Here is a 26868-nt window from a genome sequence, read left to right as displayed (position 1 = left end):
GAGATCACCCGCAGCCTCAAACGCTACATAGCCCGCCAAATCTGGCGCACCCTCGAAGCCACCGCTTGACAAACACCTTCACAGATCTTGCACTTGTCGCCCCGGTTAATCGGACATGACGGGCGAACCTCGGGCCGGAAGTGCAAGATCGCGGGCGAGGCGCAGCGCGTTTCGGGTTCGGTGGTCCGGGCGGTCGCAGCGCGGCGGTTGTGCCGTGGTCTGTCGGGTGCCTACGAGGTTGATGGCGTGGATGGGTCGGGCGGACGACGTGGACCGGGTGCGGCGACCGCCGCGCGGCGCGGACTCGTTTACGCCATCAAGGCCGACCCGTTTACGCCATCAAGTTGGTAGGCGGTGGCGACCGGAGCATCCCCCTACCCGAGGGGCGGGCCGGTGGCCGGAGGCAGCCGGAGCAGCCGGGCCGGACTCCCGGGCCAGACCCCCCCGGGCCGGACTTCTGGGCCGGACTTCTGGGTCGGACTCCCGGGTCGGACTTCTGGGCCGGACTCCGGGCCGGACTTCTGGGTCGGACTTCTCGGCCGGACTCCGGGGGCCTGCCGGGTGGCTGGGCCGGGCAGCGGGTACGGCTCAGGTAGTCGGGTGGCGGGCGAAGTGAGAGTCGGTGATCAGGGCTTCAGCCAGCGGCGCACCGTGCGCTGGCGGGACCGGTCCCGCGCGCGCAGCACCGCCGGCCGGTCGTGCCCGGCGGCCTCGGCCTGCCGCGCGTGCAGCAGGCCGTAGGTGAACGTGTTCTCGCCCTCGGCGTACGCCCGCAGCGCGTGCCGGCGCAGCGCCTCCCGGGTCACCACCGAGTCCTGGTGCGTCCCGAGCAGATTCTGGAGCGTCTTGAGCCGCCTCACCAGGCGGGCGGCCGGCTTGCCGGCGTCGGGTACCCGGACCTCCACCGCGTACCGGGCCGCCTTGTACTTCTTGCGCGCCTCGTGCAGGGCGGTGTCCCCGGCCGGTCCGCGGTCGGCCAGCGCCCGGTCCAGCCGCTCGTCGGCGCGGCGCACCGCGCGGCGTACCCGGCGGTCCACCCAGCGGCGGTTCACCTCGTTGGTCGGGCCGTCGAGCAGCCGGTCCAGGCGGGACAGCAGGTCGGGATAACGGTCCGCGTCCAGCGCCGCGCGCAGGGCGGTGGTCGATCCGGCCAGGTCGGCGGCGAACCGCTCCCCGATCCGCGCGGCGACCGGGCCGAGCACCAGCTCGTCGGGCAGCTCGTGCACCGCCGCGGCGAGTCGGGCGGTCAGCACCTGAACGTCGCGGACCGCACCCAGGTCGCCGCCGAGCTGCCGCAGCTCGCCCCGGACCGCCTCGCTCTCCCGCCGGTCCCACAGGCCGCGGAACGTGCGCAGCGTGGCCCGCAGCCGGCGGATCGCGACGCGCATGTCGTGCACCGCGTCCGCGTCCCCCTGGTACGCCGCCGCGTGGTTGCCGACGATCGCGTCCCGCTGCTTCCGGGCGTACCTCACGACCGGCTCGGCCGGGCCGGTGGGCGCCCGGTCGTCGAACCGGGAGAGCCGCCCGGCGACCGCGCGGTGGGACTTGCTGACCGGCACCCCCCGGGCACCGGCCCCGGCCAGCCGGGCGGACACCGCGTCGAGCAGCTCGTCGTCGCCGTCGACCAGCTCGACCTCGATCTCGTGCCAGGTCTGGGCGGTGCCGTCGACCAGGTCCTCGGACCGGACGTCGTCCTCGGCCACCTCGGCCAGCACGCGACCGTCGGCGTCCAGCAGCCGTCGCTCCCGGCGGTGGTTGACGATCCGGGCCGCCGGGGCCACCGGCCGACCCCGGGACGTGCCCCGGATCAACGCGACCAGCTCGGCCGGTGGGCCGGCGTCGGCCGGCCCGGCCGGGAACTGGTGCTCGACCCGGGGTCCACCGACCGCGCCCACCTTGAGGTGCCAGCCCGCGTCGTGCCCGCCGGTACGCCGCCGCAGCGCGTGACCACTGCGCAGCAGTCGCAGGTCGTCGGTGTCCCAGTAGACGGCGTCCAGCTCCGAGTCGGTGGCGTCGGACATGGTCACGACGCCACCGCACCCGGTCAGGTCGGGCAGCCGGAAACCCCCGTCGCCGGAGAATTTGCGCTCGCGTTCCACGACGGTCGCCATGCGGGCTCCGGTACCCGGCGCGTGCCGTGGTGAACCGGGTTCAGCTCAGTCGTTCGAGCACCATGGCCATGCCCTGGCCACCGCCGACGCACATGGTCTCCAGGCCGATGGTCTTGTCGTGCCACTCCAGCGCGTTGAGCAGGGTGCCGGTGATCCGGGCGCCGGTCATGCCGAACGGGTGACCGACCGCGATCGCGCCACCGGCCACGTTCAGCTTCTCCTCCGGGATGCCGAGCTGCCGGTACGACGGGATCACCTGGGCGGCGAACGCCTCGTTGATCTCCACCAGGTCGACGTCGTCGATGGTCATGCCGGCCCGCTTCAGCGCCTGCTTCGACGCCTCGACCGGGCCGAGGCCCATGATCTCCGGGGAGAGCGCGGTGACGCCGGTGGAGACGATCCGGGCCAGCGGGGTGAGCCCCAGCTCGGCCGCCCGGCCGGCGCTCATGATCACTACGGCGGCGGCGCCGTCGTTCAGCGGGCAGCAGTTGCCGGCGGTGATCCGGCCGTCCGGGCGGAACACCGGCTTGAGGCCGGCCACGCCCTCCAGGGTCACCCCGGGGCGGGGGCCGTCATCGGCGCCGACCACGGTGCCGTCCGGCGTGGTGACCGGCGTGATCTCGCGGGCCCAGAAGCCGTCCGCGATCGCCTTCTCGGCCAGGTTCTGGCTGCGGACGCCGAACGCGTCCATGTCCGCGCGGGTGACGTCGTACACCTGGGCCAGGTTCTCCGCGGTCTGCCCCATGGCGAGGTAGATGTCCGGCAGCCGGCCGGCCTCCCGCGGATCGGTCCACACCTCGGCGCCGGCCTGCGTGCGGGCCTGCGAGCGCTCGCGTGCCTCGGCGAAGCGCGGGTTCTCCCAACCGCCGCCGACCAGCGCCTGCGCCTCCGGCGGCAGCGTGTCCGAGTTGCCCCGGGCGTAACGGGAGACCATCTCCACACCGGCGGAGACGAACACGTCGCCCTCACCGGCCCGGATCGCGTGCATCGCCATCCGGGTGGTCTGGAGCGAGGAGGCGCAGTAGCGGGTCAGCGTGGCGCCGGGCAGCCCGTCCAGGCCCAGCAGCGTGGCGACCACCCGGGCCATGTTGAAGCCCTGCTCACCGCCGGGCAGACCGCACCCGAGGTAGAGGTCGTCGATGGTGGTGGGATCGAGCGCCGGCACCTTGTCGAGGGCGGCCTGGACGATGGTGGCGGCGAGGTCGTCCGGGCGGACCTCGCGCAGGGAACCCTTGAACGCGCGGCCGATGGGGGACCGGGCGGTGGCGACGATGACGGCGTCGCGGGGCGACTCAATCGGCATGAACCAACGTTAACCCGCGGGTAACTTGTGGTGGAAGCCGCGCCCCGGGCGGGAAATGTCACCCCGCCGGCGGTCGGCGGTGGTGCCGGAACGCGACCGCGGCGGCGGCCTCGACGGCCGGGAGCAGCGCGTGCGCCCAGACCCGGTAGCCGTCCGCGGAGGGGTGGAAGCCGTCGTGGCAGAGCGTGCCGGCGTCGGCCCGGAACACCGGGCCGGTCTCGGTGCCCAGGTCGACGACGGTGCCACCGGCGTCCAGCACGGCCGTTGTCTGGGCCCGCGCCATCCGCCGCCCGGACCAGCCGAGCACCTGGCGCAGCGGAGCGGCGACCGCGCGTACCGCGCCGAGGTCGGGGCAGGTGCCGACGACGACCTCGATGTGGGCCTCACGCAGCCGGCGGACCGCCGAGCCGAGGTAGGCCGCCGCGTCGGCCGGACGGCCCATGGCGGTGGCGTCGTTCGCCCCGATCAGCACCACCGCCACGTCGGGCCGCTCGCCGAGCAGCGCGCGGGCCACCTGCGTGGCCAGGTCGGTGGCGCGGGAACCGGAGACCCCGACGCTGGACAGGTGCACCCGCCGGCCGGTCGGCCCCTCGGCGAGCAGGTGGGCGAGTTGGCCGCCGATGGTCTCCTCGAACCGGTCGACGCCCACCCCGATCGCCGACGAGTCGCCGAGCAGCACCAGCCGCAGCGGCGGCGCGTCGGCCCGGCCGACCGTGGCGCGCAGCACCAGACCCAGCTCGGGCTGGGCGTACTCCCGGGTGCGGGCGGCGATGGCCTGGCCGGCGAGGACCGCCGCGCCACCCACCGTGCCAGCCAGCAGCGACAGCGCCGCGGCCCGGCCCCACCGGGCCGCCGTCTCGTTCGATCCGCTCATGCCGGCACTCCGCTTCGCTCGCTCATGCCATTCCCTCCAGCGTGGCCGAGTCGGTGGCGGTGCCGCTGGGGGGCATCGCGCCGACGCCGAAGAACGCTCGCCGGCGGAGCTGCGCCCACCGCCCACCCGGCCCGCGGTCGCGGCCCCGGAGCTGGGCGCCGCTGACCTCCGTGCCGGCGTGCCGGGCCGCCTGGTGGGCCGCCTCCGGGAGCGACCGTACGCCTTCCAGCCCGGTGCGCGAAGGCCGGCGTTCCGGCACCGCGCCCAACGCGGAGAGCACGGTGGGCAGCAGCGCCGCCGCGGCCATCGCGTACCCCTCCGCGGAGGGGTGGAACCGGTCCCAGGCGAACATCCGGCCGGGCTCGGCGGCGAACCGCGGCCCCAACAGGTCACCGAGGGAGACCGTCCGGCCGCCCGCCTCCACCACGGCCACCGTCTGGGCGGCCGCGAGCTGGCGGCTCCAGCGTCGGGCCAGCCACCGCAGCGGCGGCTGGATCGGCCGGATCGTGCCCAGGTCGGGGCAGGTGCCGACGACCACCTCGCACCCGGCGGCGCGCAGCGTGCGGACCGCGTCGACCAGGTAGCGCACGGCCAACGCCGGCGGGGTGCGGTTGGTGACGTCGTTGCCGCCGACCAGCACCACCGCCACGTCCGGTGTGACCTCCAGGGCGGACTCGACCTGCGGCTTCAGCCCGGCCGACAGCGCGCCCACCACGGCGAACCGGTGCAGCCGGACCGGGCGGTGCAGCCGGCGGGACAGCCCGGTGGCCAGCAGCGAGCCGGGCGTCTCCCGGCGTCGGTGCACGCCGTAACCGGCCGCGGAGGAGTCGCCGAGGACGACCATGGTGACCGGCTGGCCGGGGAACCGCGCGCCGTAGACGCCGTCGCAGCGTGGTGGCGGCGCCTCGGCCATCGGGATGGTGCGGCGGGCCTGCCGGGCCTGGCCGAGCAGCACACCACCGGTGGCAGCCGTGGCCGCCACCGTGGCGCCCGTGCCGATCGCCGCGAGGCGGGCGATCTGCCGGGCGCGTTGCCAGCGGGCCGGCACGACGGAACCGACGTCCCCCATGAATCGACAGTATCGCGCCGGTACGACGACCGCTGTCCTCGATCGGGCGGCTGGGAGCCGGCCGTTCTGGGTACCGGGGTGGGGTGGGCTTGCCCCGGGGCCGCACCCTGGTCGGGCGAAGAGAGGCGGAATCATGGGGAAGACGTTGAAGCGCAGCGCCGCGTTCGCCGCGTTGGCCCGGGCGTTGGCGGCCGGGGCGCGGGGCGGGCCGTCGTTGGGCGCCCGACTGGCGGCGCTGCCGCGCATGATCCGGGCCACCGGGCGGGGGGAGTACGACGGCGGGCTGCGCCTGGCGTTGATGGCCGGCGCGGCGGCGTACGTCGTCTCCCCGATCGACCTGCTGCCGGAGATCCCGCTGGCGATCTTCGGGCTGGCCGACGACGCCGTCATGGTCACCTGGCTGGCCGGCAGCGTGCTCGCCGAGACCGAGCGGTTCCTGGAGTGGGAGGCACGACGCAGCTCCGTCATCCCGGGGCAGGTGGCCCCCTGAGGGCACGTACGCTGGGCGGCGAACCGGCTGACCGGCCGCCCTCCGACGGCGGCGCTACGAAGGGCACAACGAGGTGCGGTACTACGACAACGTCGTCGAGATGATCGGCAACACCCCGCTGGTTCGCCTGCGCAACGTCACCGAGGGCATCCAGGCGACCGTGCTGGCGAAGGTGGAATACGTCAACCCGGGCGGCTCGGTCAAGGACCGGATCGCGCTGCGCATGGTGGAGGACGCCGAGAAGGCGGGCATCCTCGGGCCGGGCGGCACGATCGTGGAGCCGACCAGCGGCAACACCGGCGTCGGGCTGGCCCTGGTGGCCCAGCTCCGGGGCTACCGCTGCGTGTTCGTCTGCCCGGACAAGGTCAGCCAGGACAAGCAGGACGTGCTGCGGGCGTACGGCGCCGAGGTGGTGGTCTGCCCGACCGCCGTCGCGCCGGAGGACCCGCGCTCCTACTACAACGTCTCCGACCGGCTGGCCCGGGAGATCCCCGGCGCGTGGAAGCCCAACCAGTACAGCAACCCGGCCAACCCGCGCTCGCACTACGAGACGACCGGCCCGGAGCTGTGGCGGCAGACCGAAGGGAAGATCACCCACTTCGTCGCCGGCGTCGGCACCGGCGGCACCATCTCCGGCATCGGCCGCTACCTCAAGGAGGCGTCCGAGGGCCGGGTGAAGGTGATCGGCGCGGACCCGGAGGGCTCGGTCTACTCCGGCGGCACCGGCCGGCCCTACCTGGTCGAGGGCGTCGGCGAGGACTTCTGGCCGGAGACGTACGACCGGTCCGTCGCCGACGAGATCGTCGAGGTGTCCGACAAGCAGTCGTTCGAGATGACCCGCCGGCTGGCGCGTGAGGAGGGGCTGCTGGTCGGCGGCTCCTGCGGCATGGCCGTGGTGGGCGCGCTGGAGGTGGCCCGCAAGGCCGGCCCGGACGACGTGGTGGTGGTGCTGCTGCCGGACGGCGGCCGGGGCTACCTCTCGAAGATCTTCAACGACCGCTGGATGGCCCGGTACGGCTTCCTGGACGACGCCGGCGCCGAGCCGACCGTGGCCGACGCGCTCGGCGGCAAGCCGGGTGGCCTGCCCGAGCTGGTGCACGTGCACCCGACCGAGACGGTCCGGGACGCCATCGACTACATGCGCGAGTACGGCGTCTCCCAGCTTCCGGTGCTCAAGGCCGAGCCGCCGGTGGTGACCGGCGAGGTGGCCGGCTCGATCGCCGAGCGGGACCTGCTCGACGCGCTCTTCACCGGCCAGGCCCACCTGCACGACACGATCGAGCGGCACATGGGCGAGCCGCTGCCGATGATCGGCGGCGGTCAGCCGGTCAGCGAGGCGGTGACGCTGCTGGAGAAGGCCGACGCGGCGCTCGTGCTGGTCGACGGCAAGCCCAAGGGTGTGCTGACCCGGCAGGACCTGCTGGCCCACCTCGGCGCGCGCTGAGCGGGGTGCGGGGACCCGGCGACGGGGCCCCTCACACCTCCCGCGCGTAGCGGAGCCGGGCGACCCGCCGGGGGCCGATCCGGTCGGTGCGCCGGGTGCCGGTGGCGTGCCAGCCGCCGCGCTCGTAGAAGCGGCGCGCGGACGCGTTGTCGGCAAGCACCCACAGCGCCGCCCGGGTCCACCCACGGGCGCGCGCCGCGTCCAGCGCGTCCAGCATCAGCGCCCGGCCGGTGCCCCGGCCCCGCTCGTCCGGGTCGAGATGCAGGGCGTGGAGCAGCCCGGTCGCCGGGTCGCCCTCGTCGTCCGGCCCGAGATAGCTGAAGCCCACCAGCCGTCCGTCCCGCTCGGCCACGGTCATCCGGTGGTCCGTGCCCTCCCAGGTCAACCGTTCCACCCAGTAGTGGCCCATCGCCTCGGCGGTGGGCTCGGCCAGCGCCTCGGGGGGCAGGAACGACGCGTACGCCGCCACCCGGGAGCGCTGGTGCAGGGCGCCGACCGGCAGCAGGTCGGCCTCGGTCGCGGGGCGTAGGGAGACGGTCACCCGGGCGACGGTACCCGCCGGGGCGGCACCGGCACCGTCTGGAGGTCCTCGGCGATCACCAGGTCGCCGGCGAAGTGCTCGCGGGCCTCGTCGTGGAAGCGGCGCGGGTCGGCGTACCGCTGGGAGAAGTGGGTGAGCACGAGCGTGCGTACCCCCGACTCGGTGGCCACCCGCGCGGCCTGGCCGGCGGTGAGGTGGCCGACCTCGGCGGCGAGCGCGGCCTCCGACGCCAGGAACGTCGACTCGATGACCAGCAGGTCGGCGTGCTCGGCCAGCGCGAACACGCCGTCGCAGAGCCCGGTGTCCATGACGAACGCGAACCGCTGCCCCGGCCGGGTGACGCTCACCTCGTCGGTGGTGACGCGGCGTCCGCCGACGTCCAGGTGGCCCTCGCGCAGCAACTGCCCCACCGCCGGACCGACGATGCCGTACGCGGACAGCCGCTCCGGCAGCATCCGGCAGCCGTCCGGCTCGACGAGCCGGTAGCCGTACGTCTCGACGGGGTGGCGCAGCCGGCGGGCCTCCAGTGTGCCGACGCCCAGCGTGATCCGTTGCCCGTCGGCGTCGATCGGCTCGACGGCCAGTTCGGCGGTCTCGTGGAAGCTGGACGCGTGCCGCAGCCGGGCGAAGTAGTCGCCGCCGCCGGCCGGGAAGTGCACGGCCACCGGGTGCGGGACCCGGTCCAGCGAGAGGCGCTGGATCATGCCGGGCAGCCCGAGGCAGTGGTCGCCGTGGAAGTGGGTGACGCAGATCCGGGTCAGGTCGGTGGCGGTCACGCCGGTGTGCAGCATCTGGCGTTGGCTGCCCTCGCCCGGGTCGAAGAGGATCACCTCGTCGTCCCAGCGCAGCAGGTAACCGTTGTGGTTGCGGGCCCGGGTGGGGGCCTGACTGGCCGTGCCGAGCACCACCAGCTCACGCATCGACACCGCATCCTCCGGCTGACATGGAACGACCCCCGGGGCTTCCGCGCTCGCGCGCGGGCCGGCTGGACTGGGCCGGCACCCCGGGGGTCGGGTGGCTGTCGTGGTTTCGCCGCACCGCTGCCACACGGTCTCGACGATCGAGCTGCCCGCCTCGCGGCGGACGGTGTTTCACTGTCGAGGACAGCGGCTAGCGGACAGCCACCTCACGAGTCCGATTGCTATACAAGTCTGGACCACCTCCTTTCCCGTGTACCGCCACGCTATCCACTTCCCGGCGGCATCGGCAACGGATTTCGATCACAGACGTTCACTCCACGCCGATCGGGCCCTCGCGCGGGCCGTCCTCGTGCGCCGGCTGCACCGCCAGCGACGGGAAGTCGGCGAGGTCGCCCTCCGGCTCGGCGTCCCACTCCGGGAAGACCAGCGGGCTCTGGAGGTAGAGGCAGAGCAGTTGGGTGAGCTGGTGGAGGCCGTCGAGGTGGGTCCGCTCGTGGCCGTGGGTGGCGTCCACGCCGAAGCCGAGCAGCGCCACCCGGGCGTGCGCGCCGGCCTCGACCGCGGACGCCGCGTCCGAGCGGTAGTAGTCGAAGACGTCACGGACCAGGTCGACGCCGTGCTCCTTGGCGATGGCGGCCAGGTTGCGGGTCAGGTGGTAGTCGAACGGCCCGACCCCGTCGCCCATGGCCAGCGTGGCGGCGGTCTCCCGGGACTGCTGGCCGGGCGCGACCACCGCGGCGTCCACCGAGACGATCTCCGCCACGTCCGGGTCGAGCCCGTGGCTGGCGCCGTGGCCGATCTCCTCGGTGACGGTGACCAGCAGGTGCGCGGTGACCGCCGGGGTGACGCCGGCGTCGACCATCGCCTTGAACGCGGTCAGCACCGCGGCCACCCCGGCCTTGTCGTCCAGGTGCCGGGACTTGACGTACCCGGTGGGGGTGATGGTCGGGTTGGGCAGCAGCGCGACGAAGTCCCCGGCGTCGATGCCGAGCGCCCGCAGGCCGGCCTCGTCGTGCACCGGCTCGTCCACCCGGACCTCGACCAGTTCCCAGCCGACGCCCTGGAGGTCGACCGCCTCGTTGTAGCGGTGCCCGCTCGCCTTCAGCGGCAGCACCTGGCCGGTGACCACCCGGTCCAGGTCGTCGGTGAAGATCCGCACGTGGGCGCCCTCGGCGAAGCGGGCGCTGTGTGTGCCGATCGGGTTGATCTCCAGCCGCCCGTTCTCCTTGAGCCGCTTCACCATGCCGCCGATGGTGTCGGTGTGCACCACGACGGCCCGGTCCGCGCCGGTCGGCCGGGGTCCGGGCAGGCAGGCGCTCAGCGCCCCGCGCCGGGTCAGCGTGGAGCTGATCCCGAGCGCGGAGAGCCGTTCGCCGACGTACTGCTGGATGTGGTCGGTGCGCCCGGACGGGCTGGGGATCTCCAGCAGTTCCACCAGCACCTGGCGCAGGTATTCGAGGTCGAGCTTGAGCGGTTGGGGTTTGCGTGCGGTCATGCCCCAGAGCCTGCCGCACCGGCCGGCGACCAGAGTCGCTGCGGTGCCCGCGTGCCCGGGAAGAGGAGGTCGACGAAGCGTTCGGCGGTCGGCTGCGGCTCGTGGTTGGCCAGTCCCGGCCGTTCGTTGGCCTCGATGAACACGTGCTCCGGGGCGTCCGGCGCGGGCACCAGCAGGTCCAGCCCGGTGACCGGGATGTCCAGCGCCCGGCTGGCCGTCACGCACGCCTCGGCGATCACCGGGTGCAGCTCGGCGGTCACGTCGTGGATGGTGCCACCGGTGTGCAGGTTGGCCGTCCGGCGGACCGCCAGCACCTGACCCTCCGGCAGCACGTCGTGCATCTGGTAGCCGGCCTCGGCCACCACCTCGCGGGTCATGTCGTCGATCGGGATCCGGGACTCGCCACCGGTGGCGGCGGCCCGGCGGCGGCTCTGCCGCCCGATCAGCTCGGTGACGTCGTGCACGCCGTCGCCGGTGATCTGCGCCGGCCGGCGGACCGCGGCGGCCACCACCTCGTGGTCGATCACCACCACCCGCAGGTCCTCGCCCGCGCGCAACTCCTCGATCAGCACGTCCGGGCAGAACCGCCGGGCCAGCTCGACGGCCGCGGTCAGCGCCTCCGGCGTCCGGACGCCGACGGTGATCCCGTTGCCCTGCTCGCCGCGCGCCGGCTTGACCACGACCGGGCCGACGTCGGCCAGGAACGCCAGGTCGTCGGGCTCGCCGGTGGCGGTGCGCCCACGCGGCACGGACAGGCCCGCCTCGGTGAGGATGCGCCGGGTCACCCGCTTGTCGTCGCAGCGGCTCATCGCCACCGCCGAGGTCAGCTCCGACAGCGACTCGCGGGTGTGGATGGTCCGGCCGCCGCTGGTCAGCTTCAGCTCACCCCAGTGCGGGTCGGTCACCTCCACCCGGATGCCGCGCCGCATCGCCTCGTCCGCGACGATCTTCGCGTACGGGTTCAGCTCGTCGTAACCCTCGGGCATGGCCGGCAGGAACAGCCGCTCGTTGATCGGGTTCTTCCGCTTCACGCAGAGCGTGCCGGTGCGGTGGAAGCCGAGCCGCTCGTAGAGCCGGATCGCGCCCGAGTTCTCCGCCAGCACGGACAGGTCCACGTACGCCCGGCCGCGTGCGTCGAGCTGGTCGGCGAGCGCGGTCAGCAGCGCCTGGCCGGTGCCGGGCGGCGCGGTGTTGAAGTCCACCGTCAGGCACCAGAGGCTGGCACCCCGCTCCGGGTCGGCGAAGACCGCGACATGGTCCACGCCGGTGATGGTGCCGACCACCTCGCCGGCCGCGTTCTCGGCGACCAGGTGCAGGAACCGGTCGGTGGCGGCGTTGTCCACCAGCACCTCGACCGGGGCGGTGACCATGCCGTTGCGGGCGTAGATCCGGTTCACCGCGTCCGCGTCGTCGGCGTCGCGCAGCGGCCGGACGGTCAACCCGGGGATCTCCTCGCCCTCGGTGGCGGCCGGCCGGTGCTCGCCCAGCGGCAGCCGGTAGGTCAGCGACGGGTCGATGAACAGCTCGTCCGGCAGCCGGGAGACCAGCACGTGCGGGTCGCGCAGGTAGATGCAGATGTCCCGGGCGCCGTTGGCCTCGGAGCGCAGCACGTCGGCGACGTGCACCTGGTCGGTGAAGGTCTGGCCGAAGACCAGCCGGCCCCAGCCGCAGTCCAGCACCACGCCGGAGGCGTCGGTGGCCACGGCCGTGGACGGCAGCGCCGGCTCCGGCGTACCGGGGGCGACCGGGTCACCGCCCGGGCCGGTGCGTTCCCGACGCCGGCCCAGCACCCGTTCCCGGTCGGTGCGAGCCGAGCCGGTGGCGAGGGTGTCGGTCACGGTCAGTCGATTCCGTGGCTCTGGAGCCACATTTCCAGGAGTCCCAGTTGCCACAGCTTGTTTCCGTTCAACGGGGTCAGTTCGGCGTTCGGGTCGGCGAGCAGCGCGTCGACGTAGTCGGCGCGGAACAGGTCACGGCGGCGCGCCTCGGGGGCGCCGAGCGCGTCGCGTACCCGGTCGAGGAGCTTGCCCTCCAGGTGGGTGAGGCCCGGCACCGGGAAGTAGCCCTTCGGCCGGTCGATGACCTCGTGCGGCAGCACCCGGCGGCCGATCTCCTTGAGTACGCCCTTGCCACCCTGGGCCAGCTTCAGCTCCGGCGGGCAGCTCGCGGCCAGCTCGACGAACTCGTGGTCGAGGAACGGCACCCGGGCCTCCAGCCCGTGCGCCATGGTCATGTTGTCGACCCGCTTCACCGGGTCGTCGGTCAGCATGACCTGCGTGTCGATCCGCAGGCCGGCGTCGACAGCGGTCTGCGCGCCCGGCCGACCCAGGTGCGCGGCGACGAACTCGCGCGCCGGGTCGCCGTCGGCCAGCCAGTCGGGGTTGAGCACCCGGGCCAGTCCGGCCGCGTCGCGGTCGAAGAACGCCTTCGCGTACGTGTCGAGCGCCGCCTCCCGGTCCACCCCGGCCAGCGGCGGGTACCAGTGGTAGCCGCCCAGGATCTCGTCCGCGCCCTGGCCCGACTGGACCACCTTCACGTGCCGCGCGACCTCCTGGCTGAGCAGCCAGAACGCCACGCAGTCGTGGCTGACCATGGGCTCGCTCATGGCCGCCACGGCGGCCTCCAGCGGCGGCAGCAGGTCGCCGGTGGGCACCCGGATCTGGTGGTGGTCGGTGCCGAACGTCTTCGCCACCAGGTCGGAGTAGACGAACTCGTCGCCCTCCCGGCCGCCCACCGCGTCGAAGCCGATGGAGAACGTGGCCAGGCCGGAGCGGGCCTGCCCCTCGCCGGCCAGCAGCGCGACCACCAGGCTGGAGTCGAGGCCGCCGGAGAGCAGCACACCCACCGGCACGTCGGCCACCATCCGGCGGCGTACCGCGGTGGTGAGCGAGTCGAGCAGCGCGTCCTGCCAGTCCCGCTCGGACCAGCCGGCCCGCTCGGCGGCCCGGCCGAACGTCGGGTCCCAGTAGACCCGCTCGCGGGTGGTGCCGTCCGCCTCGTACACCCGGACCGTGGCCGGCGGCAGCTTGGTGACGCCGGCGAGGATGGTCCGCGGCGGCGGCACGATGCTGTGGAAGCTCAGGTAGTGCGCGAGCGCCACCCGGTCGATGGTGGTGTCGACGCCGCCACCGGCCAGCAGCGCCGGCAGCGTGGAGGCGAAGCGCACCACGCCGGGGCTCTCGGCCAGGTACAGCGGCTTGATGCCGAGCCGGTCCCGGGCCAGCACCAGACGGCCGGAGTCCCGCTCGCTGATCGCCACCGCGAACATGCCGACCAGGTGGTCGACGAAGTCGAGCCCCCACTCGGCGTACGCCTTGACCACGACCTCGCTGTCCCCGGCGGAGAAGAAGCGGTGTCCCTTGGCCTGCAACTCGGCGCGCAGCTCGCGATAGTTGTAGATGCAGCCGTTGAAGACCCCGGTGAGGCCCGCGGCGGCGTCCACGATGGGTTGGCCGCTGGCTGCGGACAAGTCGATGATCTTCAGGCGCCGGTGCCCCAGCGCGGTCGGGCCCTGCGACCAGATGCCGCTGTCGTCGGGCCCTCGGTCACTCATCGTGGCCGCCATCCGTTCCACGGCCGAGACATCGGCCCGTGAACCGTCACGACGGAACTCTCCCGCAAGTCCGCACATACGAGCCAATGCTGCCAGAGCTTGTTGCAGTTCGCCTGTTGAGACGATGACGAACGTGTGACAGCTTGCTACGATGCGCCATCACCGACGGTGGTTGCCTGTCACGGTCTCGGTTCCTGCCCGCGCGGGACGGATGCCGGAAATGCGCCGGGCCCACGGTGTGACGAACACCGCAGGCCCGGTGGGCGGCTGTCCGAGATCAGCCGGCGGTGCGGGCCACGCCGACCGGGCAGCTCAGCCCGTTGGGCCCGTGGTTGCAGTAGCCGTTCGGGTTCTTCGTCGGCGCCAGATACTGCTGGTGGTAGTCCTCGGCGAAGAAGTAGTCGCCCAGCGGCGTGATCTCCGTGGTGATCTCACCCTTGCCGGCGCGCGCCACGATCGGCGCGAACGCGTCCCGCGACGCCTTGGCGGCGGCGAGCTGCTCGTCGGTGGTGGTGTAGATCGCGGAGCGGTACTGGGTGCCCACGTCGTTGCCCTGGCGCATGCCCTGGGTCGGGTCGTGGTTCTCCCAGAAGACCTTGAGCAGGTCCTCGTAGCTGATCGTCGACGGGTCGTAGACCACCTGGACCACCTCGGCGTGCCCGGTCATGCCCGAGCAGACCTCCTCGTACGTCGGGTTGGTGGTGTACCCGCCCGCGTAGCCGGCCGACGTGGTGAGCACGCCGGGCAGCGTCCAGAACAGGCGCTCGGCGCCCCAGAAACAGCCCATGCCGAAGACGGCGACCTGTGCGCCCTCCGGGAACGGGCCCTTCAGCGAGGACGGCAGCACCTCGTGCCGGTCGGCGACCGGCATGGCGAGCGGGCGGCCCGGCAGGGCCTGGTCGGGAGTGATCATCTCGGCCTTCATGCGGCGGAGGAACACGGTGGGACTCCTCTCGTGGCTTTCCCAGCGTGTAACAGCGCCGGTCCCCGGTTCCTTACCCGTTCGGGCGACCGTCAGGCAGGCCGGCCGCGCCGGTAACGGCTCTTCGTGTAGTCGTTCACCCACTTCTGGCTGCTTCGCCACGTGCCGTCGTCCGCCTTGACGGCTCTCAGTCGACCTCTCATGGCGGCAACGCGAAGGGCGTTCTCGGTCAGGTCGGCCGTGGCCAACGCGGGAAGCGGCAGCAACTTCACCGGACCGGCCACCGCGGGCATGACGAAGCGGTAGAGGTTCGCGGTGACGCTGCGGGCGATCAGCTCTCCCAACAGCCCGGGGTCGCCGACGTCGGCCCGGCGCATGGCGCGTAGATAGGCATCCCGGTCCCGCTTGTAAATGATGGCGGGCGGATAACCCAGCCTGCCGAGAAGAAGGCTCAGCACCAGGCGGCCTGTTCGACCGTTTCCGTCGAGGAACGGATGAATGGCTTCAAAGTCGTTGTGAAGCACCGCCAGCCGTTCGGCAAGGGGTGTTTCCGTCTTCGCCTGCAGTTCCGCGACACGGTCGAGCCAACTCCGGATCCGCGCATCGACCTCCGGCCAGGACGGCGGCTTCATCCCGCCGGGGAAGCGTGCGATCTCGTGCCGTCGGAAGTTGCCGGGCCCTTCGAGGTCGGTGGCGTGCGGGTGCGGGTCGACCGTCCAGACCGGGGTCATCGCGACGTGATGGATGTGCCGCACCTCCTGAAGTGAGAGCAGCGTTTCGGACTGCCACTCGCCGGGCTCCAACGCTTGGCCGTAAACCCATCGGGCCGCGTCGGCGTAGCCCCGGACCTCCATGTAGTCCCGCAGCGGTTTGGCCCCGACGGCGCGACCCTCGTCGAGAAGCTTCTCGACTTCCTGGAGAACGAGGGTGTTCCCCTCGATGGCGGTGCTGTGGTGCGCCTCCTGGTGCCAGATCTCGGCCCAGATGTCTTCCGCCTCGGCGGGTGTCGGTAGCCCGCCCAGCCGGTCTCGCAGTTCGCGAACTGCCTCCTCCATGCGCTGGTACACGGCGGCGCGGGAAGGGCGCCCAGGGCCGGACATGACCTGCTCCAATTTTGTTCGTTTCGAGGAATCAAAACGTACCGAACAAAATTGTCGACTCCGGGGAGACGCGCCGAGCGCCTGCTCCGGCGGGCCTCCTCTCAGCCACCCAGCGCAGCCGAGATCCGCCCGGCGAAGCCGGTCGCCTCGGCGTCGTCGGCGTAGCGGGTCCGGGGCCAGAAGAAGCCGCGCAGCCCGTCACCCTTGGTTCGGGGCACCACGTGGGTGTGCAGGTGCGGGACGGACTGGGACACCTTGTTGTTCATCGCCACGAACGTCCCACCGGAGCCCAGACCGGTCTCCACCGCCGCCGCGATCCGCTGCACCAGCCGGAAGTAGCCGGGCAGCGCGTCGCCCGGCAGGTCGGTCAGCGCCACCAGGTGGGTGCGCGGCACCACCAGCACGTGGCCCTTGAACACCGGCCGGGTGTCGAGGAACGCCACCCCGTCCGGCTCGTCCGTCACCACGAAGCCCGGCACCTCACCGGCCACGATCCCGCAGAACACGCACCCAGCCATCCGCCCAGGCTAGGCCCACCGGTCCCGCCGGGCGTGCCCTGTCCCCGACCGGGCGGTCCATGGCTATGCGGTGAGGCCGGGCATTCGGCTCTCCCAGAGCGCGAGCGACGTGGGGATTCGGTGTACGACGCTGTGCAGGCGCGAGGGCAGCGCTTCGGTCGAACTCACCGGCCCAGTATGGCCGACCGGGCGACGAGCTCCCGGTTGTGACCCGCGCGCCGGGTTCCCGGAACCGGGGTGAACCGGCGGGACTAACGTCTCGGGCATGAGTCACGGCTTCGAGACGCTCGCCATCCACGCCGGCCAGGACCCGGAGGCCCGCACCGGCGCGGTGATCCCTCCGATCTACCAGACCAGCACGTACGCCCAGGACGCGGTCGGCGCGCCCCGCGAGGGCTACGAGTACAGCCGCTCCGGCAACCCCACCCGGGACGCGTTGCAGGAGTGCCTGGCCGCGCTGGAGGGCGGCCCGGTCGGGCTCGCCTTCGCCAGCGGTCTGGCCGCCGAGGACACCCTGCTGCGGACCGTCTGCAAGCCGGGCGACCACGTGGTGATCCCGGACGACGCGTACGGCGGCACCTACCGGCTGTTCGCGAAGGTGGCCGAGCGCTGGGGCCTGGACTACACCCCGGCGAAGGTTTCCGACCCGGCCGCGGTCCGGGCCGCGATCCGGCCCGGCGCCACCCGGATCGTCTGGGTGGAGACGCCGACGAACCCGCTGCTCGGCATCGCCGACATCGCCGCCCTGGCCGCCGTGGCGCACGACGCCGACGCGCTGCTGGTGGTCGACAACACGTTCGCCTCGCCGTACCTGCAACAGCCGATCGCGTTCGGCGCGGACGTGGTGGTGCACTCCACCACGAAGTACGTCGGCGGGCACTCCGACGTGGTCGGCGGCGCGCTGGTCGCGGCGGACCGCGGGCTCGGCGAGGAGTTGCGCTACCACCAGAACGCGATGGGCGCGGTCAACGGCCCCTTCGACGCCTGGCTCACGCTGCGCGGCATCAAGACCCTCGGGGTACGGATGGACCGGCACTGCGACAACGCCGAGCGGATCGCCGCCTACCTGGACGGCAACGCGAAGGTCGCCCAGGTGCTCTACCCGGGCCTGCCGTCGCACCCGGGTCACGAGGTGGCCGCCAAGCAGATGCGCCGGTTCGGTGGCATGATCTCGTTCCGCGCGGCGGGCGGTGAGGAGCACGCCGTGGAGATCTGCAACCGGGCCCGGCTGTTCGTGCTCGCCGAGTCGCTCGGCGGGGTGGAGTCCCTGATCGAGCACCCCGGCCGGATGACACACGCCAGCGCTGCCGGCTCGCCGCTTGAAGTTCCCGGCGATCTCGTGCGACTGTCTGTCGGCATCGAGACGGTCGACGACCTGCTCGCCGATCTGGAGCAGGCACTGGGCTGACCGCTGGACGGGAGGGTGGCAGTGCCGGACATCTTGCCGACGACCTGGGTCGGGGCGACCGCGAAGCAGATCGCCCGCGCGGTACGCCGCGGCGACGTCTCCGCCACCCAGGTGGTGGCCGACCACCTCGACCACGTGTCACGGGTCGACGCCGAGTTGGCCGCGTTCCGCACGGTCCGGGGCGGCGAGGCGATCACCGAGGCGGAGAAGGTCGACGAGCAGGAGGAACTGGCCGACCTGCCGCTGGCCGGGGTGCCGGTGGCGGTCAAGGAGAACACGCCGGTGGCCGGCCTGCCCACCTGGAACGGGTCGGCCGCGATGCGTACCGGCGTGGCGGAGGCCGACCACGAGGTGGTCCGGCGGCTGCGCGGCGCGGGCGCGGTGATCCTCGGGGTGACCCGGATGCCGGAACTCGGCCTCTGGGCCCTCACCGACGACGACACCGGCGTGACCCGCAACCCCTGGGACCGGACGCGTACCCCCGGCGGCTCCTCCGGCGGCGCCGCCGCCGCGGTGGCCGCCGGATTGGTGCCGATGGCGCACGGCAACGACGGCCTCGGCTCGATCCGCATCCCGGCGGCCTGCTGCGGTCTGGTCGGGCTCAAGCCCGGCCGGGGCGTGGTGCCCTGCCAGCTCGGCGCGGACGACTGGTTCGGTCTCACCGAGCACGGCATGCTGACCGGGACGGTGGCGGACGCGGTGGTCGGCTTCTCGGTGCTGGCCGGCCGCCGGCCGGACAAGCTGGTCCCGCCGCCGCGGCTGCGGGTGGGCGTCTCGCTGCGCTCCCCGGTCCGGGGCGTCTCGCCGGACGCGCCGAACTCCGACGCGGTGGCCGCCGCCGGCCGGCTGCTGGCCGCCGCCGGGCACGACACCGTCCCGGCCGACCCGGTCTACCCGACCCGGCTGGGCCTCCAGGGCATCGCCACCTGGTTCGCGGCGGCCGCCGCCGACGTGCGGGCCGCCGGTGTGGCGCCACGCCAGCTCCAGCGGCGCAGCCGCCGGCACGTCGCGCTCGGCGAGTGGGCGCAGCGTCGGGGGTACGTCAGGGAGGCCGACCGGGCCGCCTGGCGCGAACGGTCGGTGCACTTCTTCGACGACCAGTCGGTCGACCTGCTGCTCACCCCGGCGCTGGCCGGGCCGCCGCCGGAGGCCGCCGGCTGGTCCGGCCGCTCCTGGCTGGCGAACATGTCGACGAACATCAGGTACGCCCCGTACGCCGCGCCGTGGAACATCGCCGGCCTGCCGTCGATCGTGGTGCCGGTCGGGCGTCGCCCGGACGGGCTGCCGGTGGGGGTGCAGTTCGTCGGCCCGCCCGGCTCCGAGCTGCTGCTGCTCGGGGTGGCCGGCCAGTTCGAGATGCAGGCGCCGTGGCAGCGGCACGCCCCCGGCTATCCCCGCGTCGGAACGGGGTCACCGGCCGTCGCGTGATCGTCTAACGTGTGCGCGTCCCTGTCGCGCGCACTCCTCCGGACGGTCCCGATGCACTGCCAGACCTGCGGGGACGCCACCTCGCCCGCCTTCGACGAGTGCCAGCGCTGCGGCACCCGCCACGGCCAGCCCCCGGTGCTGCCCGGCGTGCCCACGTACCCGGTCCGGGGCCTGGGGTCGGCCGTCTGCGTCGCGGTCGGCGCGACCGCCGCGCTGTTCACGCTCTCCGCGCTCTTCCCGCTGCTCGGCGTTCGCCTGGCCCGCTCGGCCGCCGAGCAGCTCGACCGGGACGTGCTGCTCGGCGCGGTGCTCGCCGAGGTCCTGCTCACCCTGCCGTTCATCCTGGCCGTGCTGGTGGCCGCCACGCTGGTGGTGATCTGGACGTGGCGGGTGCGCAAGAACCTGGACGCGTTCTCCGGCGCCGCGCCGACGCAGAGCCCCGCCTGGGCGATCGCCGGCTGGCTGGTGCCGTTCGCCAACTTCGTCGTGCCGGCCCGGGTGGTGGCCGAGGTGGCGCGGTTCAGCCTGTGGCGCCGCCGCACGCCGTGGCTGGTGCCGCTCTGGTGGGCGGCCTGGCTGGTCTTCTCCATCGGGGAGCGGGTGGTGGCGCAGCTGGAGGAGCAGCGGTACGAGCGGCTGACCGAGTGGCCGCGTAGCGAGGCCGAGTTCGCCACGTACGTCACGTTCTACCGGGAGGCGCTCGCACCCCGCCTGTTGCCGGTGCTCGCCTGCCTGGTCGCCGCGATCTCTTTCGTCGTGCTGGTTCGCCGGATCTCCGTCGCCCAGCAGGACCGGATCGCGCGGGCCCGACCGGCGTTCCCCGGCTGGCCCGGTCACCCCGGCTGGCCGGGACATTCCGGCTGGTCAGGGCCGTCCGGCCAGGCTGGCCGGCCCGGTTGGTCGGCGGCCGGGGCGGCCGGCCCCGCACCTGTCGTGGGGCCCGCGCCCGGTGCGCCCGTGGCGACGTCGCCGCAGCTTCCGCCCGGTGCGGGTGGCACGATCGGGGCATGACGGAACTGGTCGGTCTCGCCGACGTACAGGCCGCGCGGGAGCTGCTCGCCGGCGTCACCCGGACCACCCCGCTGGAGCCGTTCCGGCCGCTCAGCGCCGCGTTCGGTGGGCCGGTCATGCTCAAGTGCGAGAACATGCAGCGCGCCGGGTCGTACAAGGTGCGCGGCGCGTACGTGCGGATCTCCCGGCTCTCGGCGCAGGACCGGGCCCGGGGCGTGGTGGCGGCCAGCGCCGGCAACCACGCCCAGGGCGTGGCGCTCGCCGCCGGCCTGCTCGGCGCGGAGGCCACCGTCTTCATGCCGGTGAACGCGCCGCTGCCGAAGGTCTCCGCGACCAAGGGGTACGGCGCCCGCATCGAACTGGTCGGCACCACCGTCGACGAGGCGCTGGTCGCGGCGCAGGCGTTCGCGGAGCAGACCGGCGCGGTGTTCATCCACCCGTTCGACCATCCGGACGTCATCGCCGGTCAGGGCACGGTGGCGTTGGAGATCCTCGAACAGTGCCCCGACGTGCGCACCATCGTGACCGGGGTGGGCGGCGGCGGCCTCGTCTCCGGGATCGCGGTGGTGGCCAAGGCGCTGCGCCCGGACATCCGGGTGATCGGGGTGCAGGCGGCGAGCGCTGCCGCCTTCCCGCCCTCGCTGCTGGCCGGCGAGCCGGTGCGGCTGCCCGCCTTCTCGACGATCGCCGACGGCATCGCCGTGGGTCGTCCCGGCGCACTGACGTTCACCCACGTCCAGCGGCTGGTCGACGACGTGGTCACGGTCTCCGAGGAGGACATCTCGCGGGCGTTGCTGACGTTGATGGAGCGCGGCAAGCAGGTGGTGGAGCCGGCCGGCGCGGTCGGCGTGGCGGCGCTGCTGGCGGCCGTCGTGGAGGTGGAGTCGCCGGTGGTCGCGGTGCTCTCCGGCGGCAACATCGACCCGCTGCTGATGCTCCGGATGATCGAGCACGGGCTGGCGGCGACCGGGCGTTTCCTGCGCATCACGGTGCGCTGTACGGACCGGCCCGGGCAGCTCGCCTCGCTGCTCGGTGAGATCGCCGGGCACCGGGCCAACGTGGTGGACGTGGTGCACCAGCGGGCGAACCCGCACCTGCGGCTCGGGGAGGTGGAGGTGGCGCTCTCGGTGGAGACCCGCGGGGTGACGCACTCGGACAAGCTGATCAGCGCATTGCGGGCCAGCGGCTACCAGGTGGATCTGGTCGGCGCCGTGTGAGATCGCGAACGCCCCGGCCGGATGATCCGGTCGGGGCGTTCGCGTGGTGTGGCTCGGGTCCGAGGAGCCTGTCAGCCTCGGTCGGGTCGGACCCGAGCCGGCCGGCGCGGGTCCGCCAGCGGGGTCAGCCGGAGTACGGCTCGAAGGACACCACGGTCACCTTTATGTCGGCGCCGCTCGGCGCCGTGTAGGTGCAGGTCTGGCCGGCCTTGCCACCGAGGATCGCCTTACCGAGCGCCGACTCGGGGCTGTAGACGGTCAGCTCGGTGGTGGAGGCGATCTCGCGGGAGCCGAGCAGGAAGGTCTCGGTGTCGTCGGCGTCGTCGTCGAAGTAGATCGTCACGACCATGCCGGGCGACACCGCGTCGGCATCCGGCGCCTCACCGACCTTGGCGGTGCGGAGCAGCTCCTTGAGGTAGAGGATGCGTCCCTCGGCCTTGCCCTGCTCCTCGCGGGCGGCGTGGTAGCCACCGTTCTCCCGCAGGTCGCCCTCCTCGCGCCGGGCGTTGATCTCGGCGGCGATGACCGGCCGGTTGGCGATCAGCTCGTCGAGCTCGCCCTGCAGGCGGTCGTACGCGTCCTGGGACAGCCAGGTGGCGGGCGCCTCGTTTCCGTTGGTGGACACAGGCGATCTCCTCGGTTGGTGCGGACTGGCTGACAGGTGAACTACCAAGCTACCAGTGCCGTGCCCGTCCGGGTGCGCTCGATCACCCGGGGTGCCGGCGGCGGGACCCACCCGGGTGCGAGGTCCGGCGGCTCGCCGGCGCTCCGGCTCAGGCCGGTCGGCAGCGCAACACCTCACCGATGAACGGCCGGGCGCTGGTCGGCACCTCCTGGCTGGCCCGGACGTGCCGCTGGCCGGGCCCGGCGGTCACCGTGGCCTCGACGTGGCCCACCTCGGCGCCGTCGTGCGAGCGGGCCCGCAGCAGGCAGGTGGCCGCGCCGCCCGGCGGCACGGTGACCCGGAAGTCGACCACCACCCGGGAGTCGGTGATCCCGGTGTAACTGATCATCTCGCCCCGGTACTCCGGGTCGCCGTACTGGGTGTAGAGCTTCGCGGCTCCCAACCCGAGCACGGCCAGCACCACCGCCACGGTCAGCGCGAGCAGAAGCGGCCGGCGGCGACCCGGCTCCCGGCGGCGGCCGTAGCGGCCGGGCGGGAAGACCGGCGTGCCCGGTACGACTGTGGCGTGCGTCTCGCTCACCGGCGGGTATCTCCTGGCGTTGTTGTCGGCGGCATCGGCAAGAATGGCAGGGTCCATCTTCCCAGCCCGGCGCTGAGCCAAGGATGGCAGGTCGGCCCCGAGCGGCCCGAGTGGTCCCGGCCACTCCGGCGGGGTGCCGGCCGGCCAGCACGGGGGCTTTCGCGGGCGCGGGGGGAGATTCCGGCAGGTCAGCCGGTCGGCCCGGGTGGGTCGGCCGGTGGGCACAGACGAGGAGCGCCCAAGGTGGCAGAGCAACTGCGTCTCATGGCGGTGCACGCCCATCCCGACGACGAGTCGAGCAAGGGCGCCGCCACCATGGCGAAATACGTCGCCGAGGGGGTGGAGGTGCTTGTCGTCACGTGCACCGGCGGCGAGCGGGGCAGCGTGCTGAACCCCAAGATGGACCGGCCGGACGTGTGGGCCAACATCGGCGACATCCGCCGGGCCGAGATGGACGCCGCCCGCGCGATCCTCGGCGTCGAGCAGGCGTGGCTCGGCTTCGTCGACTCCGGGCTGCCCGAGGGCGACCCGTTGCCGCCGCTACCGGAGGGCTGCTTCGCCCTCCAGGAGGTGGAGGTCGCCGCCGCGCCACTGGTGCGGCTGATGCGGCAGTTCCGCCCGCACGTGGTCACCACGTACGACGAGGAGGGCGGCTACCCGCACCCGGACCACATCATGACCCACAAGGTCACCGTGGCCGCGTTCGAGGCGGCCGGCGACCCGGAGCGCCACCAGGAGCTGGGCGAGCCGTGGCAGCCGCTCAAGCTCTACTACGACGTGGGCTTCTCCCGTGCCAAGATCATGAGCCTGCACGAGGCGATGCTCGCCGCCGGCCGCGAGTCGCCGTACGTGGAGTGGATGAAGCGCTGGGAGGACCGCCCCGACAAGGGCGACCGGATCACCACCCGGGTCGACTGCGCCGCCTACTTCCCGGTCCGCGACGACGCGCTGCGCGCCCACGCCACCCAGATCGACCCGGACGGGTTCTGGTTCCAGGTGCCGATGGACCTCCAGCAGCGCGCCTGGCCCACGGAGGATTTCCAACTCGCCCGTTCGCTGGTGGACAGCCCGCTCCCCGAGTCCGACCTCTTCGCCGGCGTGCGCGAGACGTGCCGTGCCCACTGACGTCGGCGCGGGCTACCCTGGTCGTCAGCCGCACATCGGAGGAACACCATGCTGACCACCGCCCAGGTGCTCGCGGAGAACAACTTCGGTGACACCCGCACGGGTGGTCTGGCCGGCCCGATGGGCCTCTTCCTCATCGTCGCGCTGGCCACCGTCACCGTCCTGCTGATCCGCAACATGAACGCCCGGCTGCGCCGGCTGCCGGACCGGTTCCCGCACCAGGCCGAGCCGGGGCGGGTCGACGCGGCGGTCGTCGATCCGACAGAGGGGACCGTCGAGCAGGATTCACCGACGAATACTCCCAACGGCTCCCAGCAGCGCCGCAACAGCTGAACACCACGTGAATCACGCCCAAGTCGGTCGTCGACCCCTGTTGCGACCACCGGCTTTGGCTTAGCCTTCCGCCGGGGGGACCGTCAGGCCCCGGACCCTGCGCGGAAGGGGGGCGTCGATGTCGAGGACAGCCACGGGCCCCGACCGTGCCCCGATTCCGGGCCCTCCCGGGGCGGGGCCGTGACCTCCGAACCGGCCGACCGTCCCCCCGACCGGCTCGGCCTGCGCGGCACCCCGTGGAGCGTCGTGCTGCTGACCGCCGCGGTCGCGGTCACCGCGCTGCTGGCGGCGGTGCTCGGTCTCGCCGTACCGGCGCACCTGCCGGTCGATGACCCGCTGCCCGGGCCGGCGCGGTTCGGTCTCGCCGCGGTCACGTTCGCCGTCGCCCAGCTCGCCCGCCTGCGCTTCCGTGCCGCGGCCGGCATGGTCAGCATCACCTGGGGCGAGGCCGCGCTCGTGGTCTGCCTCTGGCTGGTGCCCGCCGGCTGGCTCCCGGGCGCGGCGCTGCTCGGCGCCGGTGCCGCCTGGACCACCATGTCGCTCGTCGCCGACCGCCGCCCGGTGCTGGAACTGGTCCGCATCGCCGGCTCGCTCACCGCCGCCACCGCGTTGGCCGGGGCCGTCGCGAGCGCGCTCGGCCGGCCGCTGCTCGCCGCACCGACCCCGGAGCTGGCCCTGGCGCTGGGCGCCGGCGCGGTCACCTACCTGCTCACCACCGCCTGGCTGGGCGCCGCCACGATCGCCCTGCGGCACGGCATCCCGATCGGGCCGCCGCTGCTGGCCGCGCTCCGCGGCAAGCTGCCCATGTTCGTCGGCAACGTCGCGGTCGGCCTGGTGGTGGTCGCGCTGCTCGAACTCGACGCACGCTGGCTGCTGCTCCTGCCGCCCCCGCTGTGGCTGCTGCAACAGACCTACCGGCACCGGCTCCGGGCCGACCAGGAACGGCGGACCTGGCGGGCGTTCGCCGAGGCCACCGCCGCGCTCAACCAGCTCGACGAACGCGGCGTCGCGACCGCCGCGGTGACCGGGGCGCTCACCCTGTTCGGGGCCGAGCTGGTCGAGGTGGACGTGGCGCGCGGGGAGGGGCGCTGGCTCCGCTACCGGACCGACCTCGGCGGTCAGGTGCGGGACGTCGAGGTGGACCCGACCGCGGAAGCCGAGGCCGGCGAGCACGAGCTGGTCCGGCGGCTCGCCGTCGGCACCGTCGAGGTGGGCCGGCTGCGGGTGCGCTTCGCCCGGTCCGCCCCGCCCAGCCCCGCCGAACGCGACGGGGTGGCCGCGTTCTCCGACGCCCTGACCGCCGCGCTGCACGACGCCGCGACCCACCGTGAACTGCGGCTGGTCACCGCCCGGTCGTCGTACGAGGCGGTGCACGACCAGCTCACCGGGCTGCTCAACCGGGCGGCGCTGCTGGCCCGGGGCGACCAGGCGCTGCGGCAGCGTCCGCACGACCACCCGGTGGCCCTGCTCCTGCTGGACGTGAACCAGTTCAAGGAGGTCAACGACACGCTGGGGCACGCCGCCGGAGACGAGCTGCTGCGGCTGACCGCCGACCGGCTGGCCGTGCTGACCCGGCCGGGCGACCTGCTCGGGCGGCTCGGCGGCGACGAGTTCGCGCTGCTGCTGACCTCGGTCCCGGTGATCGACGACCGGACGGCCCCGCTGACGTACGCGCTGCGTCAGGCCCGGGAGGTCGCCGAGCGGCTCGCCGCCCCGACCGAGGTGGCCGGCGTGCGGATGTCGGTCGAGGTGGCGGTCGGCGTGGTGGCGGCCGACGCGGGCGCCGCCGACCTGACCGAGCTGCTGCGGCGTGCCGACATCGCGATGTACCAGGCCAAGGAGGGCGGCGGCAGCGTCGCCGCGTACGACAGCTCGCGGGACGCGGCGAGCACCGACCACCTGGCGTTGCTCGCGGAGCTGCGCGAGGCGCTGGCCGCCGACGACCAGTTGGTGCTCGCGTTGCAGCCGGCGGTCGACCTGGCCACCGGCGCGCCGACCGGGGTGGAGGCGTTGATCCGGTGGCGGCATCCGCGCCGGGGCTGGCTGGGACCGTCCGACTTCATCCGGCCGGTGGAGAACAGCGAGCAGCTCGGCAGCTTCACCCGCTACGTGCTGGACAAGGCGCTGGCGGTGGCCGCCGGGTGGGCGCGGGAAGGGCTGGACGTCCCGATCTCGGTGAACCTGTCGGCGCGCAGCCTGCTCGACCCGCGGCTGCCCGCCGAGATCGAGGAGGCGCTGCGCCGGCACCAGGTCCCGCCGCGCCGGCTGGTCCTGGAGATCACCGAGACGGTGGTGATGAGCGAGCTGGAGGTCATCGACGAGGTGCTGGCCACGCTGCGGGCGATGGGCGTGCAGCTCGCCGTGGACGACTTCGGCACCGGCTTCTCCTCGTTGACGTTCCTGACCCGGATCGCGGTCGACGAGTTGAAGGTGGACCGCTCCTTCGTGATCCGGATGGCGGACTCGCCGGAGGCGGCGGCGATCGTGCGTACCACCGTCGGGCTCGCCCACGAGCTGGGCCTGCGGGTGGTGGCCGAGGGCGTGGAGACCGCCGAGCAGCGCACCGCGCTGGCGGAGCTGGGCTGCACCGCCGCCCAGGGCTACCACTTCTTCAAGCCGATGCCGGCGGACAAGATCGGCGCGGTGCTCGGCTCGCTGCGCGACACGGCTCGCGGCAACGTCTTCCCGTTACGCGCCGACGGCGCCTCCTGACCCCCCCACCCCCACCCCCTCTCTGCCGCAGATTCACGGAAAGCGTGGCTGTCCGGGCCCGGACAGCCACGCTTTCCGTGAAACAGGGG

General features: G+C 73.5%; 23 protein-coding genes. 9 read left to right on the top strand and 14 right to left on the bottom strand.

Going from position 1 to position 26868, the window contains the following annotated elements; all coding sequences use genetic code 11:
• Positions 1–626: 626 nt before the first annotated feature.
• From ACIA6B_RS26180 to ACIA6B_RS26165, 4 genes are read right to left on the bottom strand one after another with little or no spacing between them, the layout of a single operon-like run.
• Positions 627–2111, bottom strand: coding sequence for a CHAD domain-containing protein (locus tag ACIA6B_RS26180; protein WP_396777234.1), 1485 nt, complete (start codon positions 2109–2111; stop codon positions 627–629).
• A 40-nt stretch (positions 2112–2151) separates the two neighbouring features.
• Positions 2152–3414: an acetyl-CoA C-acetyltransferase gene (locus ACIA6B_RS26175; RefSeq protein WP_396777232.1), complete on the bottom strand. Its 1263-nt coding sequence runs from the start codon at positions 3412–3414 to the stop codon at positions 2152–2154.
• A 58-nt stretch (positions 3415–3472) separates the two neighbouring features.
• Complete coding sequence (locus tag ACIA6B_RS26170; protein ID WP_396777230.1) at positions 3473–4288, bottom strand: SGNH/GDSL hydrolase family protein; 816 nt, start codon at positions 4286–4288, stop codon at positions 3473–3475.
• Positions 4289–4310: 22 nt separating this feature from the next.
• Entirely contained in the window at positions 4311–5357 is a 1047-nt protein-coding gene (locus ACIA6B_RS26165) for an SGNH/GDSL hydrolase family protein (protein WP_396777228.1), read from the bottom strand.
• 133 nt (positions 5358–5490) lie between these two features.
• Between ACIA6B_RS26165 and ACIA6B_RS26160 the strand changes: the two genes are divergently transcribed.
• A complete protein-coding gene (locus tag ACIA6B_RS26160; RefSeq protein WP_281944153.1) occupies positions 5491–5847 on the top strand; it encodes a YkvA family protein in 357 nt (118 codons plus the stop codon).
• Between the two features lie 73 nt (positions 5848–5920).
• Positions 5921–7291 (top strand): cystathionine beta-synthase, encoded by a 1371-nt coding sequence (locus tag ACIA6B_RS26155; RefSeq protein WP_396777225.1) that lies wholly within the window; start codon positions 5921–5923, stop codon positions 7289–7291.
• A 31-nt stretch (positions 7292–7322) separates the two neighbouring features.
• Here the strand turns inward: ACIA6B_RS26155 and ACIA6B_RS26150 are convergent, their stop codons facing one another.
• The 8 genes from ACIA6B_RS26150 to ACIA6B_RS26115 all read right to left on the bottom strand — a co-directional run bounded on the left by ACIA6B_RS26150 (position 7323) and on the right by ACIA6B_RS26115 (position 16340).
• A complete protein-coding gene (locus ACIA6B_RS26150) occupies positions 7323–7832 on the bottom strand; it encodes a GNAT family N-acetyltransferase (protein WP_396777224.1) in 510 nt (169 codons plus the stop codon).
• Positions 7829–8758, bottom strand: coding sequence for a ribonuclease Z (locus ACIA6B_RS26145; RefSeq protein ID WP_396777222.1), 930 nt, complete (start codon positions 8756–8758; stop codon positions 7829–7831). The genes ACIA6B_RS26150 and ACIA6B_RS26145 overlap by 4 nt, the downstream gene beginning before the upstream one ends.
• Before the next feature lie 304 nt (positions 8759–9062).
• Positions 9063–10247, bottom strand: a complete 1185-nt coding sequence (locus ACIA6B_RS26140; RefSeq protein WP_396777220.1) for an osmoprotectant NAGGN system M42 family peptidase — start codon at positions 10245–10247, stop codon at positions 9063–9065.
• On the bottom strand, positions 10244–12085 hold the full coding sequence (ngg, locus tag ACIA6B_RS26135; protein ID WP_396777218.1) for an N-acetylglutaminylglutamine synthetase: 1842 nt from the start codon (positions 12083–12085) through the stop codon (positions 10244–10246). The genes ACIA6B_RS26140 and ngg overlap by 4 nt, the downstream gene beginning before the upstream one ends.
• 2 nt (positions 12086–12087) lie before the next feature.
• The gene (locus tag ACIA6B_RS26130; protein WP_396777216.1) at positions 12088–13878 is read right to left on the bottom strand and encodes an N-acetylglutaminylglutamine amidotransferase; all 1791 of its coding nucleotides are present in this window, start codon (positions 13876–13878) and stop codon (positions 12088–12090) included.
• Between the two features lie 199 nt (positions 13879–14077).
• Positions 14078–14740, bottom strand: a complete 663-nt coding sequence (gene msrA / locus ACIA6B_RS26125) for a peptide-methionine (S)-S-oxide reductase MsrA (protein ID WP_396777214.1) — start codon at positions 14738–14740, stop codon at positions 14078–14080.
• 74 nt (positions 14741–14814) lie between these two features.
• Positions 14815–15789, bottom strand: a complete 975-nt coding sequence (locus ACIA6B_RS26120; RefSeq protein WP_396777213.1) for a Fic family protein — start codon at positions 15787–15789, stop codon at positions 14815–14817.
• A 134-nt stretch (positions 15790–15923) separates the two neighbouring features.
• Positions 15924–16340 (bottom strand): HIT family protein, encoded by a 417-nt coding sequence (locus ACIA6B_RS26115; RefSeq protein ID WP_396777211.1) that lies wholly within the window; start codon positions 16338–16340, stop codon positions 15924–15926.
• A 265-nt stretch (positions 16341–16605) separates the two neighbouring features.
• Between ACIA6B_RS26115 and ACIA6B_RS26110 the strand changes: the two genes are divergently transcribed.
• The 4 genes from ACIA6B_RS26110 to ilvA are packed head-to-tail and all read left to right on the top strand — an operon-like array spanning position 16606 to position 21404.
• Complete coding sequence (locus ACIA6B_RS26110; protein WP_396777209.1) at positions 16606–17748, top strand: cystathionine gamma-synthase; 1143 nt, start codon at positions 16606–16608, stop codon at positions 17746–17748.
• Between the two features lie 15 nt (positions 17749–17763).
• Positions 17764–19176, top strand: coding sequence for an amidase (locus ACIA6B_RS26105; protein ID WP_396777207.1), 1413 nt, complete (start codon positions 17764–17766; stop codon positions 19174–19176).
• Positions 19177–19227: 51 nt separating this feature from the next.
• Positions 19228–20187, top strand: a complete 960-nt coding sequence (locus ACIA6B_RS26100; protein WP_396777205.1) for a DUF4328 domain-containing protein — start codon at positions 19228–19230, stop codon at positions 20185–20187.
• Entirely contained in the window at positions 20184–21404 is a 1221-nt protein-coding gene (gene ilvA, locus ACIA6B_RS26095) for a threonine ammonia-lyase (RefSeq protein WP_396777203.1), read from the top strand. Before ACIA6B_RS26100 ends, ilvA begins: the two co-directional genes overlap by 4 nt.
• A 124-nt stretch (positions 21405–21528) precedes the next feature.
• On the opposite strand, the gene greA is transcribed toward ilvA, so the two are convergent.
• The gene (gene greA, locus ACIA6B_RS26090; protein WP_107162318.1) at positions 21529–22029 is read right to left on the bottom strand and encodes a transcription elongation factor GreA; all 501 of its coding nucleotides are present in this window, start codon (positions 22027–22029) and stop codon (positions 21529–21531) included.
• Between the two features lie 148 nt (positions 22030–22177).
• The gene (locus tag ACIA6B_RS26085; protein WP_396777201.1) at positions 22178–22609 is read right to left on the bottom strand and encodes a DUF4307 domain-containing protein; all 432 of its coding nucleotides are present in this window, start codon (positions 22607–22609) and stop codon (positions 22178–22180) included.
• A 243-nt stretch (positions 22610–22852) separates the two neighbouring features.
• Between ACIA6B_RS26085 and mca the strand changes: the two genes are divergently transcribed.
• From mca to ACIA6B_RS26070, 3 genes are all read left to right on the top strand, one after another.
• Complete coding sequence (mca, locus tag ACIA6B_RS26080) at positions 22853–23734, top strand: mycothiol conjugate amidase Mca (RefSeq protein WP_396777199.1); 882 nt, start codon at positions 22853–22855, stop codon at positions 23732–23734.
• A gap of 48 nt (positions 23735–23782) precedes the next feature.
• Positions 23783–24067 carry a hypothetical protein gene (locus ACIA6B_RS26075; protein ID WP_396777197.1) on the top strand — a complete coding sequence of 95 codons (285 nt, stop codon included), beginning with the start codon at positions 23783–23785 and terminating at the stop codon, positions 24065–24067.
• Positions 24068–24247: 180 nt separating this feature from the next.
• Positions 24248–26779, top strand: a complete 2532-nt coding sequence (locus tag ACIA6B_RS26070) for a putative bifunctional diguanylate cyclase/phosphodiesterase (RefSeq protein WP_396777196.1) — start codon at positions 24248–24250, stop codon at positions 26777–26779.
• The last annotated feature ends 89 nt before the right edge of the window (positions 26780–26868 follow it).

Source organism: Micromonospora sp. NPDC051141 (assembly GCF_044455765.1).
Lineage (GTDB): Bacteria > Actinomycetota > Actinomycetes > Mycobacteriales > Micromonosporaceae > Micromonospora.
Note: the sequence above shows the minus strand (reverse complement) of the source record. Positions and strands in the feature narration are given on the sequence as shown.